20 protein-coding genes are annotated in these 17,758 nt (G+C 61.1%); 11 read left to right on the top strand and 9 right to left on the bottom strand.

All coding sequences use genetic code 11. The annotated features are described in order from the left end of the window. The first annotated feature begins 103 nt into the window (after positions 1-103). The 10 genes from CTATCC11996_RS09505 to CTATCC11996_RS09460 all read left to right on the top strand — a co-directional run bounded on the left by CTATCC11996_RS09505 (position 104) and on the right by CTATCC11996_RS09460 (position 10,302). Positions 104-766, top strand: a complete 663-nt coding sequence (locus CTATCC11996_RS09505; protein ID WP_236597920.1) for a LysR substrate-binding domain-containing protein — start codon at positions 104-106, stop codon at positions 764-766. A gap of 176 nt (positions 767-942) precedes the next feature. Continuing rightward, a complete protein-coding gene (gene rpoH / locus CTATCC11996_RS09500) occupies positions 943-1,887 on the top strand; it encodes an RNA polymerase sigma factor RpoH (RefSeq protein ID WP_003075520.1) in 945 nt (314 codons plus the stop codon). Positions 1,888-2,029: 142 nt separating this feature from the next. Further along, positions 2,030-3,028: a Bug family tripartite tricarboxylate transporter substrate binding protein gene (locus CTATCC11996_RS09495; RefSeq protein ID WP_003075518.1), complete on the top strand. Its 999-nt coding sequence runs from the start codon at positions 2,030-2,032 to the stop codon at positions 3,026-3,028. A gap of 249 nt (positions 3,029-3,277) precedes the next feature. After that, positions 3,278-4,021 (top strand): sterol desaturase family protein, encoded by a 744-nt coding sequence (locus CTATCC11996_RS09490; RefSeq protein ID WP_003075517.1) that lies wholly within the window; start codon positions 3,278-3,280, stop codon positions 4,019-4,021. Continuing rightward, complete coding sequence (locus tag CTATCC11996_RS09485) at positions 4,022-4,954, top strand: fatty acid desaturase (protein ID WP_003075515.1); 933 nt, start codon at positions 4,022-4,024, stop codon at positions 4,952-4,954. It abuts the gene before it with no gap. 17 nt (positions 4,955-4,971) lie between these two features. Next, the gene (locus CTATCC11996_RS09480; RefSeq protein ID WP_003075513.1) at positions 4,972-6,906 is read left to right on the top strand and encodes a StlD/DarB family beta-ketosynthase; all 1,935 of its coding nucleotides are present in this window, start codon (positions 4,972-4,974) and stop codon (positions 6,904-6,906) included. Between the two features lie 31 nt (positions 6,907-6,937). After that, positions 6,938-7,876 carry a DUF6999 family protein gene (locus tag CTATCC11996_RS09475; RefSeq protein ID WP_003075511.1) on the top strand — a complete coding sequence of 313 codons (939 nt, stop codon included), beginning with the start codon at positions 6,938-6,940 and terminating at the stop codon, positions 7,874-7,876. A 3-nt stretch (positions 7,877-7,879) separates the two neighbouring features. Next, complete coding sequence (locus CTATCC11996_RS09470) at positions 7,880-8,521, top strand: DMP19 family protein (RefSeq protein WP_003075509.1); 642 nt, start codon at positions 7,880-7,882, stop codon at positions 8,519-8,521. Beyond that, entirely contained in the window at positions 8,518-9,108 is a 591-nt protein-coding gene (locus CTATCC11996_RS09465; protein ID WP_003075506.1) for an immunity 22 family protein, read from the top strand. Before CTATCC11996_RS09470 ends, CTATCC11996_RS09465 begins: the two co-directional genes overlap by 4 nt. Positions 9,109-9,138: 30 nt before the next feature. Then, positions 9,139-10,302 carry a hypothetical protein gene (locus tag CTATCC11996_RS09460; protein ID WP_003075504.1) on the top strand — a complete coding sequence of 388 codons (1,164 nt, stop codon included), beginning with the start codon at positions 9,139-9,141 and terminating at the stop codon, positions 10,300-10,302. Between the two features lie 18 nt (positions 10,303-10,320). Here CTATCC11996_RS09460 and CTATCC11996_RS09455 read toward each other — a convergent pair whose 3' ends face one another. From CTATCC11996_RS09455 to CTATCC11996_RS09435, 5 genes are all read right to left on the bottom strand, one after another. After that, a complete protein-coding gene (locus CTATCC11996_RS09455; protein WP_034348613.1) occupies positions 10,321-12,096 on the bottom strand; it encodes a putative bifunctional diguanylate cyclase/phosphodiesterase in 1,776 nt (591 codons plus the stop codon). Positions 12,097-12,321: 225 nt separating this feature from the next. Next, positions 12,322-12,936 carry an SCO family protein gene (locus CTATCC11996_RS09450; RefSeq protein WP_034348560.1) on the bottom strand — a complete coding sequence of 205 codons (615 nt, stop codon included), beginning with the start codon at positions 12,934-12,936 and terminating at the stop codon, positions 12,322-12,324. Positions 12,937-12,942: 6 nt separating this feature from the next. After that, positions 12,943-13,866, bottom strand: coding sequence for a heme o synthase (gene cyoE, locus CTATCC11996_RS09445; RefSeq protein WP_003075499.1), 924 nt, complete (start codon positions 13,864-13,866; stop codon positions 12,943-12,945). 75 nt (positions 13,867-13,941) lie between these two features. Continuing rightward, positions 13,942-14,688, bottom strand: coding sequence for a hypothetical protein (locus tag CTATCC11996_RS09440; RefSeq protein ID WP_080569848.1), 747 nt, complete (start codon positions 14,686-14,688; stop codon positions 13,942-13,944). Then, positions 14,624-15,436: an SURF1 family protein gene (locus tag CTATCC11996_RS09435; RefSeq protein WP_034348558.1), complete on the bottom strand. Its 813-nt coding sequence runs from the start codon at positions 15,434-15,436 to the stop codon at positions 14,624-14,626. Before CTATCC11996_RS09435 ends, CTATCC11996_RS09440 begins: the two co-directional genes overlap by 65 nt. 14 nt (positions 15,437-15,450) lie before the next feature. Between CTATCC11996_RS09435 and CTATCC11996_RS09430 the strand changes: the two genes are divergently transcribed. Continuing rightward, a complete protein-coding gene (locus CTATCC11996_RS09430) occupies positions 15,451-15,693 on the top strand; it encodes a twin transmembrane helix small protein (protein ID WP_003075492.1) in 243 nt (80 codons plus the stop codon). A 131-nt stretch (positions 15,694-15,824) separates the two neighbouring features. Here the strand turns inward: CTATCC11996_RS09430 and CTATCC11996_RS09425 are convergent, their stop codons facing one another. From CTATCC11996_RS09425 to CTATCC11996_RS26225, 4 genes are all read right to left on the bottom strand, one after another. After that, the gene (locus tag CTATCC11996_RS09425) at positions 15,825-16,706 is read right to left on the bottom strand and encodes a cytochrome c oxidase subunit 3 (protein ID WP_003051795.1); all 882 of its coding nucleotides are present in this window, start codon (positions 16,704-16,706) and stop codon (positions 15,825-15,827) included. 90 nt (positions 16,707-16,796) lie between these two features. Beyond that, positions 16,797-16,994, bottom strand: coding sequence for a DUF2970 domain-containing protein (locus tag CTATCC11996_RS09420; RefSeq protein WP_003071276.1), 198 nt, complete (start codon positions 16,992-16,994; stop codon positions 16,797-16,799). Continuing rightward, positions 16,991-17,605 carry a cytochrome c oxidase assembly protein gene (locus tag CTATCC11996_RS09415; RefSeq protein WP_003075489.1) on the bottom strand — a complete coding sequence of 205 codons (615 nt, stop codon included), beginning with the start codon at positions 17,603-17,605 and terminating at the stop codon, positions 16,991-16,993. Before CTATCC11996_RS09415 ends, CTATCC11996_RS09420 begins: the two co-directional genes overlap by 4 nt. A 35-nt stretch (positions 17,606-17,640) precedes the next feature. Further along, positions 17,641-17,751: a cytochrome oxidase small assembly protein gene (locus tag CTATCC11996_RS26225; RefSeq protein WP_003075487.1), complete on the bottom strand. Its 111-nt coding sequence runs from the start codon at positions 17,749-17,751 to the stop codon at positions 17,641-17,643. Positions 17,752-17,758 lie beyond the last annotated feature (7 nt).

Genomic DNA, 17,758 nt, shown 5'->3' with positions numbered 1-17,758 from the left:
GTTTGAGCGCACCACTCGCGCCGTCGAGCTGACCGATGCGGGCCATGTCTTTATCGCCCATGCCCAGGAGATCTTGCGCGACACACAGCGTGCCTTGCGCGCCGTGACGGACACCGTACAGCTCAGAACTGGTTCGGTGACGGTTGCTGCACTTCCCTCTCTGGCCGCCTCGCTGCTGCCAAAGGTCTTTGCCGAATTCACGCGGATCCACCCCGGGGTGCGCCTTGCCTTGCTTGATACCTTGTCGGGCCCGGCGTTTGATCTCGTTCGTGATGGCAAGGTCGACTTTGCGCTCACTGCTGCCGATCCCAAACAGGAAGACCTCGCCTATGAGCAATTGATGGAGGACCAGTTCTTTCTCATCTGTCCCGATGACCATCCTCTATCAAAGCAGACAGGTCCCATCGCAATCGAGAACACCTTGGACTATCCGCATGTCTCCATGCCCAGCTCTGCCAGCGTGCGCCAGTACATTGATGCGGATCTGCTCTCCAAAGGGCTTTACTTCGCTCCTGTCTTTGAAGTTGACCATATTGCGACCATCGGAGCCTTGGTCAGCGCTGGTCTGGGCATCAGCGCACTGCCCGAAACAGCCATATCGCTGCTACAGGCCGACCGCCTTGCGCAGATTCCCTTGTCGGCCCCTGGAATTCAACGTCCTTTGGGCATGGTGATGCGCCGCCACGCACCTCGAAGCTCGGCGGCCAGGAAATTAGAGACATTAATCAGAGCGAGCCTGCACAACCTGGCCTCTCATTCCAGCTAGAGCACTGCTCCGGATGCCGGAAAAGGCAGAGGTCGAAGGGCATGTAAAAAATTTCCCGCTGATCGATACGAGCCACCTGCGCCGCCAAAAACCAACAAAAACTGTGGGAACTTTGTCTTTAGCACTCCCTCTAACGGAGTGCTAATATGAAGATCATGGAAGAAAGGAAACCTGCAATGAAAACTGCCTCCGGCTCCATTGCTACTGCCTTGGCGCCCGCGAACCCCTGGGCGCTGGTACCTCCGCTGGGCAACCTGGATGCCTATATCTCGGCGGTCAATCGTATGCCAATGCTCACCCTTGAGGAAGAGCAGGACTACGCTCGCAAACTCAAAGAACACAATGATCTGGACGCCGCCGGGCGTCTGGTGATGTCCCACCTGCGTCTGGTTGTCTCCATCTCGCGCCAGTACCTGGGTTATGGCCTGCCTCACGGCGACCTGATTCAGGAAGGCAATGTGGGCCTGATGAAGGCTGTCAAACGCTTCGACCCCGATCAGGGCGTGCGTCTGGTCAGCTACGCCATGCACTGGATCAAGGCGGAAATCCACGAGTACATTCTGAAGAACTGGCGCATGGTCAAGGTCGCCACGACCAAGGCCCAGCGCAAGCTGTTCTTCAATCTGCGCTCGATGAAGCATGACCTGAAGTCCGATGCAGCCATGGCGGACGAAGAGCTGGCCCTGCGCGAGACCCTGACCTTGAACGAAATTGACGCGGTCGCTGCAAAGCTCAACGTCAAGCGCGAGGAAGTCATCGAGATGGAAACCCGTCTGGCCGGTGGCGATGTGCTGCTGGATCCATCTCCCAGCGATGATGGAGAACAGGCCTTCGGCCCTATCGCCTACCTGGCTGATGCCAGTCACGAGCCTACAGCCATGCTCGAATCGCGCCAGCGTGATCATCTGGCAACCGATGGCTTGGTCATGGCTCTGGAAGGCCTTGATGACCGCAGCCGACGCATCGTTGAAGAGCGCTGGCTCAAGGTCAATGACGACGGATCTGGCGGCATGACGCTGCATGAGCTGGCTGCCGAATACGGTGTGAGTGCCGAGCGCATTCGCCAAATTGAGGTAGCCGCCATGAAAAAGATGAAAAAAGCGCTGGCCGAGTTTGCGTAAACGCCAACTTGCGCTCCAAGCCTTTAAAAGGCTGAAATGCTGAACCTCAAACCCGGATAATTTCCGGGTTTTTTATTTTTCGGCATTGATGCATGTTCTCATGTGCACCGATCGCCTATCAAGAATTCAAAAGAGACCTGCCATGCCTATTCGCACTTCGCGCATCTTGAAGAACCTGTCCCGCCGCAGCCTGGTTGCTGCAGGAGTCGCCATGGGGGCGACGGCAATGGCTCCAGCCGTCCTGGCAGCCGACAACTGGCCCGACAAGCCCCTGCACCTGATCGTGGGCTTCCCCGCAGGCTCCTCGCCTGATCTGACGGCCCGCGCGTTGGCCGAGCCATTGGAGAAGAAGCTGGGTCAGACCATCATCGTGGAAAACCGCGTGGGTGCTGGCGGCAATATCGCCGGAGAATATGTGGCCAAGGCAGATGGCTACACCTTCAGCGTGATGATCAACGGCAATATGACCATTGCCAAGATGCTCAACCCAGCCGTGCGCTATGACCCCATCAAGGACCTACAGCCCGTGAGCCTGATCGGCGTGGCTCCGCTGGTACTTGTGGCCCCTGCGTCGGCCCCACAAGGCAAGGCCTTTATGGAAGCGGCTGCCAAGGCTGGCGACAAATGGAGTTATGGCTCGCCCGGTGTCGGCACCGTGGGCCATCTGGGCATGGAACTGCTCAAGAGCCGCTCGGCCATCAAGGCCGTGCACGTGCCCTATACCGGCTACCCCCAAGTGTTCAACGGCATTCAGGGCGGCGATTTGAAGCTGTCCATGCTCCCTCCGGCACTGGCCATGGCACAGATTCAGGCCGGCAAGCTGCACGGCATCGGCGTGACCTCTGCAGCACGCAGCCCGCTGGCTCCCGGTCTTCCCAGCCTCAAAGAGCTCGGCGTCAACAACTTTGATCTGGAAATCTGGAACGCCGTGGCTGCGCCCAGATCCATGCCCAAGGCCCATGTGGACAAGCTGGCGGCCGCCGTCAGCGAGATCGTGCGTACGCCCGAGATGCGCCAGAAGCTGTCCATGCAAGGCTGGCAAGCCGTGGGCAGCTCGCCCGAAGGCCTGAGCAACCGCATCCAGCAGGATGTGAAAGCTCTGGGCACCATCATTCGCGAGCAGGGCATCACGGCGCAGTAAACACGCCCCCTGAGCCGCTTTGCGGCTTCCCCCGAGGGGGGACGACAGCCTCGCTGCGCGGCGGCGCTTGCTCGCTGTCACACAGATGACGTGCGCCAGTTTTCCTCCATCCCACACGCTGAAGCCACTCCGGGTATCAACGAGAGCTACTGCGGCGTCCTTTATCATGCGCCCGACAGGCATGGGTTTACGCTATGCCGTCGGGCGCATTGTTGTATCTAGGGCAGCGCCACCGCTTTTGGAGCCTTCATGGACGCTGGTACCTGGTTCACGCAGCTCAATGCCTGGCAAGTCATGGCATTGGGTCTGGTTTTTTTCGGGGGTATTTATCTGCTGGGCGGCCTGCTCATGGGTGCTCTGACGACATCTCTTGCCCGTGCAGGTATTGGCAGGCCGCTGGATATACGTCCGCTCAAGCCCGATCAGTTGCAACGTGAATGGCGCCAGTCCTTTCACTCCATACTGATCTTCGGCATCGGGATGGTCGTTCCCTGGGGCTTTCTGCAGCTGGGCTGGGCCCAGCTCTCGCCCACAGCCAGCGCCGGACGCATCGCTGTGGAGATCTTTGCGCTGCTGATCTGGAACGATGTGCACTTCTGGATCAACCACCGCCTGCTGCACACGCGCCGCCTGGTTCGCTATCACGGCGACCATCATCGCTCCGTGGTGACCACACCATGGTCCACCTACAGCTTCCACCCCATCGAAGCTCTGATGCTGGGCAACATCATCTTGCTGCCCATGCTGGTGCACGACTTCTATTTCTGGTCGCTCGCCTCTGTGCCGGTATTGAGCCTGATCCTGAATCTGATCGGCCACTCCAACTACGACTTTTTCCCCTCAGTCTCCGACACCCATCCACTGGCCGCCAGCCGCCGTCACCATCTGCACCATGCGCGCCCGGCAGGCAACTATGGCTTTGCGCTGGCCTTCATGGACCAGCTCATGCGCACGCGGGTTGCAGACAACACCCCCAAAAGCTCCGGTCACTGAATGAGCAGGCACCCTGGCCAGCGCCGGTATCCAGTCCTGCGCCACTGGCGGGACTGGCAATCCGTCTTCTACATGCTCCTGCTGCCGCTGCTCGTGTGGTGGCAATGGAGCCATGGCTTCAGCTTCATTCTCTACAGCATCGAGCTGTTTCTGACATTGGGCGTAGGCGTGATTCACCACAACCACACCCATGTGCGCATGTGGTGGGGGCGCTGGACCAACCGCTTCACCGATTACTGGCTCACCCTGCTTCAAGGCCACCCCACCTTTGTGTTCTGGCCCGCCCATGTGGCCAATCACCACCGATTTCGCCACGGACCACGCGATCTGGCACGCACCTACCGCCCTGAATGGGGCGGCGATACCAATCATCTGTGGGGCTATCTGATTCATCCGGTGCAGGCGGCCTTCGTGCTGTATCCGCTGTTCTTTCGCTGGCTGAACAATCTGCGCCGTCACTGGCCTGGCGCCTTTCGCTACTGCATGGGGCAATACGCGCTGTGGCTGGGCAGCTGGGGCTTCTTTCTCTGGCTGGACTGGCAAAAGGCGTTGATCTTCATCATCGTTCCCCAGTTGCACGGCCTGCACTGGCTACTGGCCACCAACTATCTGCAGCATGCCCACGCCGATGGAAGGCCGCTGACCAGAGCGCAGCGCAATACTCCAGGTATCGAGCTGAACTACGCGCGCAACTTTGAAGGCCTGGTCAACCCCCTGCTTTTTAATATTGGCCTGCACACCGCGCACCATGAATGCCCGCATGCCCACTGGTCTGACCTGAGCGGACTGCACGAGCGCATTTACCGCCAACGGGTCACACCTTCATTGAACGAGGGTGGCCTGCTGCCTTATATGGGACGCGTGTTTGTATTGGGTCTGGTCTGGCCCGCGGCAAGAACCGAGCCGCAGATGCCACCCGACGCTGTGAAGTAAAAACCTGTTGAGGATCTATGCCTGTTGCCTATTCCAACGTCTATCTGCAATCTGCCGGCATGTTTCTGCCCGGTGCCCCGGTGGACAATGCTGGCATGGATGCGTTTGTCGCACCGCTGAACCGCATCTCCGAGCGTATCAAGCGCCGCATCCTGGCCGAAAACGGCATCCAGACCCGCCACTACGCCATTGATGGCGAAGGCCAGACGGTGTTCAGCAACGCCCAGATGGCTGCCGGAGCCATCGAGGAGACTCTGGCCCTGGCTGGCAAAAAGCTCGGCGATGTAGGCTTTCTGTCCAGCGGCTCCTCGGGGGGGGACGCGCTGATGCCCGGCTTTGCCAGCATGATTCAGGGCGAGATGGCCGCCCCGCCCATGGAAACGCTTTCTGTGCATGGGGTCTGCGCCGCCAGTGTGGGCGCCATGCAGGCCGCTGCCATGGCAGTGGAAAGCGGCGCCCATGCGCTGGCCCTGTCGGTGGCCAGCGAAATGCCCTCGCGCCTTTTCAAGCGTTCGCGCTTTGCGGCCCAGGGCTATGACACAGACTTTGACGCCCATTTTCTGCGCTGGATGCTGTCCGACGGCGCGGGCGCCGTGCTGCTGGGCGGCCCCAAGGCACTGCCTCAGGCCAACGGACTGCGCCTCAAGCTCAAGTGGACACACCAGCGCAGCTTTGCCGGCGACTACCCCGTGTGCATGCAGCTGGGCATGACGGCCGATCGCGGAAAAAGCCATCTGGACTTCCCTGCCTGGAGCGATGCAGAGGCCGCAGGCGCTCTGGCACTGCGTCAGGACATTCGTCTGCTGCCGCATCTGTTCGATGTCTGCATTCACGAATATGCAGCCCTTGCCCACCAGGGCTGGGTGCCCGAACGCGGCATAGACCACTTTCTCTGCCACTACTCGTCGGAGCGCTTCATCCCCGTTGTCGACGAGCTGCTGGGCAAGGCCCAGCTCAGCATTCCGCGCGAGCGCTGGTGGAGCAATCTGGCATGGCGCGGCAACACGGGGGCGGCCTCCATCTTCATCATGCTGTCGGAGTTTTTGCAAAAACAGGGCCAGCGTCTGAAAGCCGGCGACACAGTGCTCTGCTTCATCCCCGAATCGGGCCGTTTCACAGCAGGCTACATGCTATGGGAAGTAGAGCTGGATGCGAATACCGAGCAAACGCCAGAGGCCAGCACCCCTCGGAAATCGGCACAGTCGGCGGCGCTGCCGGATGATGCTCTTCCCGATGTATCCACCATCGCCGCACCCCATGACCCGGCCGCTGCGCCATCGCAACTGGCGCCGCTGCTGACCGAGCTGGCCAGCATCTGGCAGGACTACCGCAGCAATGTCTGGCGCACTCCCCTGCTCCAGCGCATGCGCACGCGCCAGTTGCAGATCACCGACTATCTGCGCTGGATGAGTCACTGGATTCCCCAGGTGCGCGAAGGCAGTCTGTGGATGCGCGAAGGCGCGGCCTCGCTGACCGGCGACTACGCCACGCTGGCCTCGCTGATCGACCTGCATGCAGGCGAGGAGCAGAACGACTTCAAGATTCTGCACAGCGACTATCTGAAGGCCGGCGGCACCGAGACCGACATTAACCGCCTGCGCCGCAACCCAGGCGGCGAAGCGCTCAATGCCTATCTGCACAGCCTGGCTGCCACGCCCAACCCGATCGGCCTGCTGGGCGCCATCTACATCATCGAAGGCACGGGCCAGCGCATCGTTCCCAGCCTGCTGCCCCTGCTGCGCCAGAGCCTGCCGCTGCCGCCAGATGCCTTCCGCTTTCTCGAATACCACGGCGCCAACGACGAGAACCACCTGGAGCGCTGGCTGCTGGCCGTGCAGATGGCGCTGGAGCTGGACAGTGAAGGCACGGCCCAGCAGGCCATACTGCAGACCGCGCGCAACACGGCCGCCATGTACCTGATGCAGTTTCAGCATGTGCTGGCCGAGCGATAACTAGAAGCAGCAAGAAGCACCGGGAGGATTCATGAAGAACGAGTTCAACGACCATGTCTGGGACGAGCGCGACCCCAGCCCCTGGCTGGCGCTCTACCTCGACCAGAGCACACCTTTGCCCGATGACGTCAAGGCCGCCTGGCTACGCGACTGCAGCAGCAGCTCGCGCCAGTTCTTTCTGCCGGCCATGCGGCCGCTGGCGCGGCTGTCCATGATCATCATTCAGGCGCTGAAGATCTTTCTGCCCAAGCGCTGGTCGCACTCCATGCTGCTGCACCGCCTGCTGGCCTTCGGCATGAAGAAGTTTCTCTCGCCAGAGGCCAACTGGCTCATCATGCGCCACTTTCATCTGGGCTCCCAGGTACTGGCCTTCGTCGCCGCCAATGCCCCCACCAAGGTCAGCACGGCGCCATTGACGCCCATGGAAATCGACGATGTGAAGGACGAGCTGTTTCTCAAGCACGACCTCAACCTCTTCAACTTCGTGATTCGTCTGAACAAGGCTCTGCGCGAGAACGGGCAGGAACTGGTGCCCGTGGCCGAGCCCGATTTCTCCATGATCCGCGAGCCCGATCTCAGGCTCGAAGACATGCCGCGCGGGCGCTTCAACGTCATCGACCTGCAAAGCGCCATTGAGCTGTACACGCCCATCTACCAGTTGCTGCTGACCGACAACGACTTCTGGCGCGCCAGCAACTCGCTGCAGCTCGACGAAACCGTTGCCATCTACTGCGCCAAGATCCTGGCCTCGCCTGAGCACCTGGTGCTGCTCAACAACAAGCATCCCATGGTGCCCCTGTCCACCCTGTATGCCGCCTACCGCCTGGTGCTGCACGGCCTTTCCACCGAGATGCTGCACTCGCTGCTGACACGCATGGCCAACGGCGAGCACCCCATTCCGGCGCGCGAGCTGGCCAAGATGCACCAGGCCGCCGAGACGGTGATGGATCAAACCGCTGCAAAAAGCTGAGCCATGGACCCACGAAGCAACCGCATCACAGGCGTTCGCATCGACGAGCAGACCATCTGGCTGGCACTCGCGGACGGACGCGAACTGGCCGAGCCCATCAAGCGGCATATCCGCCTCGAAAAAGCCACGCCCGAGCAAAGGCTGCACTGGGTTCTGAGCGACGAGGATCACGGTCTGAACTGGCCGGCGTTGTGGCAGCCATCTCCCGCAGGCATGGTCAGCGTCTGGGACATGGATCAGGACAGTCTCTACAACCAGGCCATGGGCGCGCTGCTCGGCGCCCAATGGGACGTTACACAGATATCCCCGGTCCAGCATGAGCTGGTGGCTTTGTGGCGCATGGAAGCCGATATCAACAACGGCGGCTTTCTGCAGTTTCTGGGCAACTGGGGAGTGGAGAACCATCAGCTCACACTGCAGGCTCTGCAAGCCATAGGCGCCCCCGTCACGCAGCAATGTCTGCAAGACATGTTTGCGGTGCTCAGGCGATTTGAAGACATGCCAGAGAATGTGGACTTCTCCGATCTGCCTGCGCTGCTGACGGACGCCGAGCATGAGCAGTTGCAGGAACTGGAAGAAGCCTTCTGGGACTACCCGGAGCCTTTGAACAAGCTCGTGGTCATGCACTACGGACCCGCCCAATGAAGTCTGAAAACCAATCCGGCAAGACCTATTCGCTGGCGTTTCGCAAAGCCCTGGTGGACGAAGCGCTGAACCGCACACCCGGCGGCGGCTTTCCGGAACTGGAAAAGCGCCACCGCCTCAAGCCCGGAACCCTGTTCGACTGGGTCGAGGAGCTGGGTCCAGCACCACCGCCCGCGCCTTTTTCTGCGCTGCATTTCTGGATAGGAAATACGCCATTGGGCGAGCCGGAATTTGCCCGCTACTTTGAACATGCAGACAGTTACTGGGAGCTGGAAGTCGAAGACATTGAAAGCAGCAAGCAAGATGTCACGGGCTGCGGCTTCTGCCAGGACCTGGGCAGACAATTTCTGTTCGACGAAGACCTTCTGCTGATGATCTGGCTGCCCGAGCCAGTCCCTGTCTCTGCCTTGGTGAGCCACAGCACTCTGGACTCCGACACATCGCTCGCGCTCATCGTGCAAGCCTGTGAAACCCATGGCATTCACACGGCCAACGCCATGTTTGTCTATGCCGACCCAACCGAGCCGATCACCGATCCGAATAAGCTCTACAACGGACTGAGCTACATCGGTCTTTTTGACGACTGACGCAGCTCAGACGCTTTTTTCATTTTCTTCATGCACGACTTCATTGCCCAGATTTCGCAGCAATGGCTGCAGCTGCCGGATTGCCAGACCGAGCACAAGGACGCAGCCAGAACACGCATTACCAGCAGCGCAGCAGCCGGTTGCATGGATGTCGAATTCTTTGTGCACCACGGTGGCAACGGCTCTTTCTCGGCCACCAGGTATGAGGAGGCCATGCAGTTGGGCGCGGAGCATCGGCTTCATGCCTGGATCACGCTGCGTGATGCGGCCGGTGAAGTCATACACCATGAAGTCAGCTGCAACCCCGGGCGCTTTGCTCAGCTGCTGCATGAATGGCGCGCAGCGCCTGATGCAGCACCGGAACAAGTCACCATCCAGGCCTTGGCTTGCAGTCCGTCTACCGATGAGACTGAAACCTGTGTCCCTTCGATGGATCAGGAGCTGAACCTCGGCCTGCTGGACGAGCTCGCGGATGCACAGCAGGCACTTGAACGGCTCAAGGCCGATGTGGCCGCTATCGACCTCATGCGCCTGCTTCAGTCCTGGCCGCGAGATGATCGCGGACGACCTGCGGCGCGCACCACCGCCGTGCTTGCGGCCTACGGCCCCGCCACCCGCAAGCGCCAGCCCTGCCTGCTGGTTCGATCGGTCATGCAGTCAAAGATGCCGGGCTGGCAATTGCTTGTGTCGTCCGAATTTCTCTACAACTGCCGCCATCAGTGGAGCGATGCCCGCTGGCTGTGGTCGCCGGCAGAGGCCCCCAAGGACTCGGCTCTGGAGCGCAAGGCACGCAATCTGATGGCACAAGGCAAGGTCAGCGAGGCCTGCGCACTGTATGGCATCGAGCTTCACGAACGCGTGCGAAGACTTGCCGCAAGTCAGTCATTTCAGCGCTTCTCGCCCGCGCCAGAGGCCTGGGTGCAAGAGCTACGAGCTGCTCTTCTGCAGTTGGCTCCGTGGCGTCTCACAGCAGGCCTGCAACGCATACAGGAGCACCTGATTCAGGCCAACCGCAAGCCGCCCAAGCCCGGCAGCTGGGAGCGCAAGCTGTTCTGGTTCTCGGGCCAGCGCCAACAGGCGCGTTGGGGCCCCGGAGTACGCTTCAACGAGGATGGCAAGCCGGTGCTGGACCTGATCGTCACCGCATCCAACGAGCATTTTCCCGTGCCGGACTGGAAGCAGCAGCCACGCTAATCCCGTCAGTCAATATCATCAAGCCACTGCCAGCCAGTCCCGCACCTGCTCGGCGGGCATGGCACGCGAATGCAGCCAGCCCTGGAAGAACTCGCAGCCGATGTCACGCAGCAGCTGCAGCTGATCGAGTTCTTCGACACCTTCGGCCACCACCTCCAGATCCAGCGCATGGGCCATATGCACAATGCCGCCCATCAGCCTGTCCCGACAAGGCGACGGAAACAGAAACTCCCGCCCCAGCTTGACGCGCTGCAGCGGCAGATATTGAAGATAGGCCAATGACGAATGGCCGGTACCAAAATCATCCAGCGCAATCGTCACTCCCAGCCGCGCCAGAGCCTGCAGCACTTCGCTCCCCTGAGCGGGGTTGATCATGGCCTGGGATTCGGTTACCTCCAGCTCCAGCCATTGCGGCGGTACCTGATAGCGCTGCAAACAGCTGCTGACCTGCTCAACCAGATTCACCTGCCGCAGTTGATAGGCAGAAAGATTGACCGCAACCCGCAGCGGCGTACCGGCCTTGAGCCACAAAGCGATCTGCTTGCAGGCTGCGTCGAGCACATAGTTGCCCAGAGCCACGATCTGGCCCGAGGCCTCGGCCACCGGAATAAAGCGCGCCGGACTGACATTGCCCAGCAAGGGATCATGCCAGCGCAGCAGGGCCTCCACAGCCACCACTGCGGTGCTCTCGACCTTGACCTGAGGCTGGTAGTGCAGTTGCAAGCCACCATAGCTGAGCGCCATGCGCAAGCGCTCGGCCAGTTGCACGCGTTCAGCCATCTCCTTGCCCATGGCAGGTTCGAAAAACACCGCATGGCCACGCCCCTGGGCCTTGGCGCTGTACATGGCCATATCGGCGAAACGCATCAGGTCGTCGCCAGTCTGCGCATCGTCGGGATAAAGGGCAATGCCCACGCTGGCACCAAAATCCAGCGCCAGCCCGTCATGCTTGAAGGGGATGGAGAGCGCAGCCAGTATCTGTTCGCTCCAGAAGCGGGCGCGGGCCGCATTCTCACCCACCAGCAGCACCATGAATTCATCGCCACCCAGGCGTGCCAGCACGCCCTCGCTGCGCAGCTGGGACTTCAGCCGCCTGGCGACCTCCCGCAGCAGCTGATCGCCTGCCGCATGCCCGTAGCCGTCATTGATGGCCTTGAAGTTGTCGAGATCCAGCTGCAGCAGGGCCAGTGCTTCGCCGTCGGCCTGTGCGAGCTTGAGTTGCTCCTGCAGCTCCTGGCCGAATTGCCAGCGATTATTGAGTCCGGTCAGGGTGTCCTTGGTGGCCTGAAACTTCAGGCGTTGCTGCATCTGATGCAACTCCGTCACATCGCGCACAAAGGCAATGGCCAGACCTTTGTCGTCATCGCCAAAATAGCCAAGAGCAATGTCCACCGGCACGGCATTGCCCTGCTTGCGCTGCAGCCACAGCACGCCACCCAGCCCCATGGGCCGGCGCGATGGCTGGGCAAAGTAGCTGCGCAGGTAATGGCCATGCCCGGCCTGAAACTCGGGCGGCAGCAGCGTGTCCAGCGCCTGCCCTTCGAGCTCGCCGCGCCCGTAGCCTGAAATGGCCTGCATGGCGGCGTTGGCCGTCACGATGTGCCCGTCGCGGTCCACGAGCAAAATGCCGTCCGGAGCGGCATCCAGTGCCTGCTGCTCACGCCGGCTCAGCATGACGGAAAGGCTCACCCCCTCCTGCCAGGCCGACATGGCCAGTCGCAACCGACGCTGACAGTCCGCCAGCGCTGGTTCAGACACCGGTTTGAGCATTGAAGAAAAAGGGCACTCGGCCATACACAGACTCCAGATATCCACTCTGGCGTCCCTGCGTGCAGCCACTCCCCATGCTGCATCAACGGCCTGCATGCCCAACTCTAGAAAGCCGGATCGAGCCTTGCCAAGTGTTTGAAGTCGCTCACTATGCGCGCGACATCGCACGCTCTCCTTGCGCTATATCAAACACCAACATGTAACAATAATTTTCAGAGTTCGAGACCAATGCTGCTGGTCGCGACAGCTTCAGCCCAGCAGTGCCTTCACGTCCTGAGTCAGCAGCTGCGGCCCCGCGCCGTAGCGCTCGTAAACGCGCAACCGGCCCTGGGGATCGAAAAGATAGGTACCGGCCGAGTGATCGAGGGTGTAAGTTCCGTCAACCTTGCCTGGCACCTTCTTGAAGAAAATCTTGAAATCCTTGGCCACGGCAGCAATCTCGTCGGCCGTACCGCTGAGCCCCACAAAGCTCTCGTCGAAGTTGGCCAGATAGGCCTTGAGCACCTCAGGCGTGTCACGCTCGGGGTCCAGCGACACAAACACGGCCTGCAGCTTGTCGCCATCGGCGCCCAGCGCCTGCTTGACTTCAAGCAACTCCTGCAGCGTGGTGGGGCAGACATCGGGGCATTGGGTGTAGCCGAAGAACACGGCCACCACCTTGCCCGAGAAGTCCTTGAGGCTGCGCTTTTTTCCGTGGACATCGGTGAGCGGAATGTCCTTGGCGTAGTCTGCGCCCGTCACATCCACGCCCTGAAACTTGGGCTTGCTATCGTCCTTGCAGCCAGTCAATGTCAATGTGGCCGCACCGGCCAGTGTTGCGGCGCCTAAAGCGCCGAGTACGCGCAGCGCAGCTCGTTTATCCATGGTCGATCAGGCTAGGTAGTGATCCACCAGCAGCGCAGCAAACAGCAGGCTCAGATGGATCAGGGAAAAGCGGAAGGTCTTGCGTGCCAGCGCATCCGAGTAGTTGCGCAGCAGTGCCCAACCATAACCGCAAAAGCCCAACCCCAGAATCACTGCGGCAAAAAGGTAGAGATAGCCACTCATGCCCACCACAAAAGGCAGCAGACAGCCGGCAAACAGCACCAGGGTATAGAGAAACACCTGCAGCCGCGTGAAGGCATTGCCATGCGTGACCGGCAGCATGGGCAAACCGGCGCGGCGGTAATCCTCCACTCGGTACAGCGCCAGCGCCCAGAAATGCGGCGGCGTCCAGAGAAAGATGATGAGAAAAAGCAGCAGGGCTTCATGCCCAACCTGCCCCGTCATCGCCGCCCAGCCCAGAACGGGCGGCATGGCGCCCGATGCCCCGCCGATGACGATGTTCTGCGGCGTCAAAGGTTTGAGCACCAGCGTGTAGATCACGGCGTAACCAATGAAGGTGGCCAGCGTCAGCCACAGCGTGAGAGCATTCACGGCCAGCAGCAAGATGGCGGCACCTGCTGCGCACAGCAAGGCCGAAAACAGCAGGGCCTGGGAATGCGAGAGCTCGCCGCGCGCCGTGGGCCGCCAGGCCGTGCGCTTCATGCGTGCATCAATGCTGCGCTCGACCAGGCAGTTGAAGGCCGCTGCCGCTGCCGCAACCAGCCAGATGCCCGCGCAGGCCGCCAGCATGCGGCCCCAATCCTGCCAGCCGGGAACGCCCGGCACGGCCAGCACCATGCCGATGAAGGCGCAAAAGACGATGAGCTGCACCACCTTGGGCTTGGTCAGCGCGTAGTACTGCGCCCAGCGCGAAGCAGCCGCTCCTGCAGCCGGAACAGCGCCGTTCAAATCCGAGATTTCTGCCTGCATGCGGCCCTCCTCGCTGACTGTGATTCAGATGGCTGGCAGTGCCTTGCGAAAGCAGGCTAAAGCCGGTTTCAACACCTATTTCCGTGCTGCATCGACCGTAGCCCGCCCGGCCTCGTCCCATGAGGCAGAGGCGCGCAGCAGCCGCTCCAGATCGCGCTTGGCCTTGCCGGCCGTGGCTTTATCCATGCTTGCTGGAAAGCGCATCATCCAATGCCCCTGCGGATCGACCACATACAGATGCTCGTCCAGTGCATGCCCGACCTCGGGCTTGAGCCAGTTGCCGATGACTGCAGCGGGCACACGTACCGTTATGGCTTGCTCGGCAGCCGGCAGGATTTTTTCAGGCACGGGCTGCTGGTCGCTGATGAGCCAGACCCAGTCCAGCCGGTCCTTTTCACGACCCAGGGTTTCACGCAGTTGGCGCTGCAGATAGAGATGCTCCTGACAGCGCTGCCCGCAGTCCCCGGCACTGGTGCTCAGCAGCAGCCACTGGCCCTTGAGGCTGTTCAGATTCACGCTGCGGCCGTCCAGCGTCTGCGCCTGCACATCGGGCAGGCCGGGCTGCTCGGCAATCAGCTCGCCGTAGCTGCGCTGCTGCGAAGGACGCAACACGTAATAGGTGAAGTAGGAGGCCAGCACCGGCGCCGCACAGACCAGCAGCACGGCCAGCATCTTCCAGCGACCGCTGCGCGCCTGCATCTGCCGTGCCTGGGTATGCGCGGGATCGGGCAGGCTGTGGACCGCAAAGCTCAGCGGTTCATCCCTCGGGCTGCGCGGCGCGGCGGCGGGGGTAAAAGCGTCGGACGAGTTGAAACCAGACATAGAGCAACACCACCAAGACACTGAGTCCGAACCACTGAAATGCATAGCCGTAGTGCTTTTGCACACCGGCATTGATCTGCGGCCAGTCGCGCAGCAAGCCTTCGCTTGCGCCGCCGCCTTGCACCACGCTCAGCGCCAGCAGCGGCAAGCCGCTTTGCTGCGCCCACAGGGCAATGTCTGCATTCTGTCGGATGCGCGACTTTTGCTCATCAGGGTCTGCCCCGCCATGGGCCGTTTCCAGCTCCATCAGCCTGGACGGTGGCGCCTCCAGCCTGCCCTCGATGCTGACCGTGCCTGCAGGCGTCTGCACCTCGGGCAGAACCGTGCGGTCCATGAAGTTGCGCGGCGCCCAGCCACGCTGCACGATGATGACCCTGTGCTCATAAGGAGCGCTCAATCTGAAGGGCGTGAGTACATAGAAGCCGGCCCGACCCTGCATCTGGCGGTTGTCCAGAAAGAGGGTCTGCTCGGCCAGCCACTGGCCTTGCAGCTGCACGGGTCTATGCAGCAGATGCGCCTTCTGTGCTTCGCCGGCGGAGTTTGCCGCCAGAGCCACCTCGGCGGCCAGCTGGGCGTTATGCCAGGGCTGCAGCGCCTGCTGGCGCGTGATGGCATCGAAAACAGCCTGCTTCTGCGCGGCCCGGCCCAGTTGCCAAAAGCCCAGCGATGCTGTGGCGGCCACGCAGATCAAGGCCGCCGCAGAAATCAGTAGAAACCGCCAGAGGTCTGGAAATCGGGAAATGCGCACCAGATAATCCGTTCATGAAATTCGTGATCATTCTCGCCTTTCTCGCCATTTTGGCGAGTCTCGGCAGTGCGCTTTTCTTCATGATGCGCAGGGGCGACGGCGGCGAAAACTCGGAGGCCGACGATGCCGAGCGAAGCCGCAAGATGTTTCGCGCCCTGGCCCTGCGTGTGGCTTTGTCGGTTGCGCTGTTTCTCTGCGTTCTGATGGCGGCCAAGCTGGGCTGGATACAGCCCACAGGCTGGCAGCCCGGGCAATAGACCGCTTTGAGTCGCGCAGGATAACGCTCCTAAAACAAAAGCGCCTTGCGCTTGCCATTCATAGGATTCAGCATTGTTTGATGCTGAAACCGATGTTGGTCATGCGCAAGACGCTTCTATTTTTGAGAGTCTTACATCCAGTACACGAGGATGTAGAGAAAGACCCAGACTACGTCCACAAAGTGCCAGTACCAGGCCGCACCTTCAAAGCCGAAGTGGTGCTTGTCGGTAAAGTCCCCTTTCATCAGGCGGATGGTGATGAAGAACAGCATCAGCATGCCCACCAGCACGTGGAAGCCGTGAAAGCCCGTCAGCATGTAGAAGGTGGAGCCGAAAACGCCAGAGTTGAGCTTGAGGTTGTAGTCGTTGTAGAGATGGTGGTATTCGTAGCCCTGCACGCAGAGGAATACGAAGCCCAAAATCACCGTCATCCACATGAAGCTGATGCAGCGCGCGCGGTTGTTGACCTGCAGCGCATGGTGGGCGATGGTCAGCGTCACGCCCGAGGTCAGCAGCAGCGCCGTGTTGATGGTGGGCAGCCAGAACGGCCCTACGGTCTTGAACGGCTCGACGATATTCGCGGGCGACGCCGTGGCTCCGGGAGCCACACTGGGCCACACGGCCTGGAAGTTGGGCCACAGCAGCTCGTTGGCCAGACTGCCCAGTGCCGGCACCGAGTGCGCGCGTGCCCACCACAGCGCGGTGAAGAAGGCGCCGAAGAACATCACCTCCGAGAAGATGAACCAGCTCATGCTCCAGCGGTAGGACAGGTCGATCTTGCGGCTGTTGAGCCCGGCCTCGCTCTCGCGCGCCGCATCGCGGAACCAGACAAACAGCACGGCCAGCCACCAGACCAAGCCGAAGAACAGGGAATACATTCCCCATTCGTGGCCGTTGATCCAGGTGCCGGCACCCAGAATCACGAAGAACAGGCCGATGGCCGCCATCACGGGGTGGCTGGATTCGGCTGGCACATAGTAGTAAGGGGTTGCGCCCTGCGGGATTGCACTCATCACTCGGCTCCTGACTCTGTTGATCGTTGTTTTGACCGACGCTCCACTATCACTGGCACTGCATTCGCCACACCTGCCCTCAGCCAGAGGCTAAACGACCAGGTTGACGATCCATATCAACGCTAATACCAAGGCAAAAATCGCCACCAGCCCCACGGCAATCACATGCAGCGGCGTGATGCTGGCGAAATCCTTCTCGTACTCCTTGCCCTTGCGCACGCCCAGCATGGCCCAGGCGACGGCCACAATGCTGCGCCAGAAGCCTGTCTTCTTGACGTCCTGCGTCATGAGCTGCCTCCTGGCGTGACGACTGCAGCCGTGCTGCCTTCGGGCGCTGCGGGGGTCTTGCCGCCCACCTCGAAGAAGGTATAGGACAGCGTGATGGTCTTCACATCCTTGGAGATGCGCGGATCGATGACAAAGGCCACCGGCCATTCACGCTTCTCGCCGGGCTCCAGCGTGTACTGCGAAAAGCAGAAGCACTCCATCTTGTTGAAGAAGGCCGTGGCCTGGCGCGGCGCATAGCTGGGGATGGCCTGAGCGGCCATGCGCCGGTTCTGCACGTTCTGGAATTCATACATCACCGTGGCCAGCTCACCGGGGTGGACCTGCACCGAACGCTTGGCCGGCTTGAAGTCCCAGGGCCCGCGTGCATTGGCATCGAACTCCACGGTGATGGTGCGGCTGGTGTCGATCTGGCTGTTGGGCGGAAGCTTCACGTCGCGGCCCGCCACGCCGGCACCGGGCACCTGCTTTTCGGACAGCGACAGGATGTTGATGCCCGTCAGCTCGCAGATATGCTTGTAGATGGGAATGAGCACATAGCCGAACGCAAACATGCCCAGGGCAACGATCGCCAGCTTGCCCACCATCTTCGCGTTTTCCTTGGCTATGCTCACCTCAAGCTCCTTCACTCGGTTGCCAGCGGCCTGCCTCAATGCAGCCAGGCCATCTTCACCACAAAGCCGATAAAGAACACGGCAGCCGTGGAGGCCAGGATCAGCCCCAGCCTCCGGTTCGCCTTGCGTTGCTCCTGTGTCGTCATACGCGCC

The sequence above is a fragment of the Comamonas testosteroni ATCC 11996 genome (assembly GCF_000241525.1).
In the GTDB taxonomy this organism is placed as follows: Bacteria; Pseudomonadota; Gammaproteobacteria; order Burkholderiales; family Burkholderiaceae_C; genus Comamonas; species Comamonas testosteroni.
The sequence above is the reverse complement of the archived record's forward strand: the minus strand, read 5'-3'. Positions and strand labels throughout refer to the sequence as shown.

Coding starts and splice junctions, on each gene's coding strand:
- CTATCC11996_RS09480 (WP_003075513.1), top strand. CDS start 4,972: ATGCCTGTTGCCTATTCCAACGTCTATCTGCAATCTGCCGGCATGTTT.
- CTATCC11996_RS09495 (WP_003075518.1), top strand. CDS start 2,030: ATGCCTATTCGCACTTCGCGCATCTTGAAGAACCTGTCCCGCCGCAGC.
- CTATCC11996_RS09490 (WP_003075517.1), top strand. CDS start 3,278: ATGGACGCTGGTACCTGGTTCACGCAGCTCAATGCCTGGCAAGTCATG.
- CTATCC11996_RS09470 (WP_003075509.1), top strand. CDS start 7,880: ATGGACCCACGAAGCAACCGCATCACAGGCGTTCGCATCGACGAGCAG.
- CTATCC11996_RS09465 (WP_003075506.1), top strand. CDS start 8,518: ATGAAGTCTGAAAACCAATCCGGCAAGACCTATTCGCTGGCGTTTCGC.
- CTATCC11996_RS09430 (WP_003075492.1), top strand. CDS start 15,451: ATGAAATTCGTGATCATTCTCGCCTTTCTCGCCATTTTGGCGAGTCTC.
- CTATCC11996_RS09440 (WP_080569848.1), bottom strand. CDS start 14,688: ATGTCTGGTTTCAACTCGTCCGACGCTTTTACCCCCGCCGCCGCGCCG.
- CTATCC11996_RS09460 (WP_003075504.1), top strand. CDS start 9,139: ATGCACGACTTCATTGCCCAGATTTCGCAGCAATGGCTGCAGCTGCCG.
- CTATCC11996_RS09485 (WP_003075515.1), top strand. CDS start 4,022: ATGAGCAGGCACCCTGGCCAGCGCCGGTATCCAGTCCTGCGCCACTGG.
- CTATCC11996_RS09425 (WP_003051795.1), bottom strand. CDS start 16,706: ATGAGTGCAATCCCGCAGGGCGCAACCCCTTACTACTATGTGCCAGCC.
- CTATCC11996_RS09450 (WP_034348560.1), bottom strand. CDS start 12,936: ATGGATAAACGAGCTGCGCTGCGCGTACTCGGCGCTTTAGGCGCCGCA.
- CTATCC11996_RS26225 (WP_003075487.1), bottom strand. CDS start 17,751: ATGACGACACAGGAGCAACGCAAGGCGAACCGGAGGCTGGGGCTGATC.
- CTATCC11996_RS09455 (WP_034348613.1), bottom strand. CDS start 12,096: ATGGCCGAGTGCCCTTTTTCTTCAATGCTCAAACCGGTGTCTGAACCA.
- CTATCC11996_RS09475 (WP_003075511.1), top strand. CDS start 6,938: ATGAAGAACGAGTTCAACGACCATGTCTGGGACGAGCGCGACCCCAGC.
- rpoH (WP_003075520.1), top strand. CDS start 943: ATGAAAACTGCCTCCGGCTCCATTGCTACTGCCTTGGCGCCCGCGAAC.
- cyoE (WP_003075499.1), bottom strand. CDS start 13,866: ATGCAGGCAGAAATCTCGGATTTGAACGGCGCTGTTCCGGCTGCAGGA.
- CTATCC11996_RS09420 (WP_003071276.1), bottom strand. CDS start 16,994: ATGACGCAGGACGTCAAGAAGACAGGCTTCTGGCGCAGCATTGTGGCC.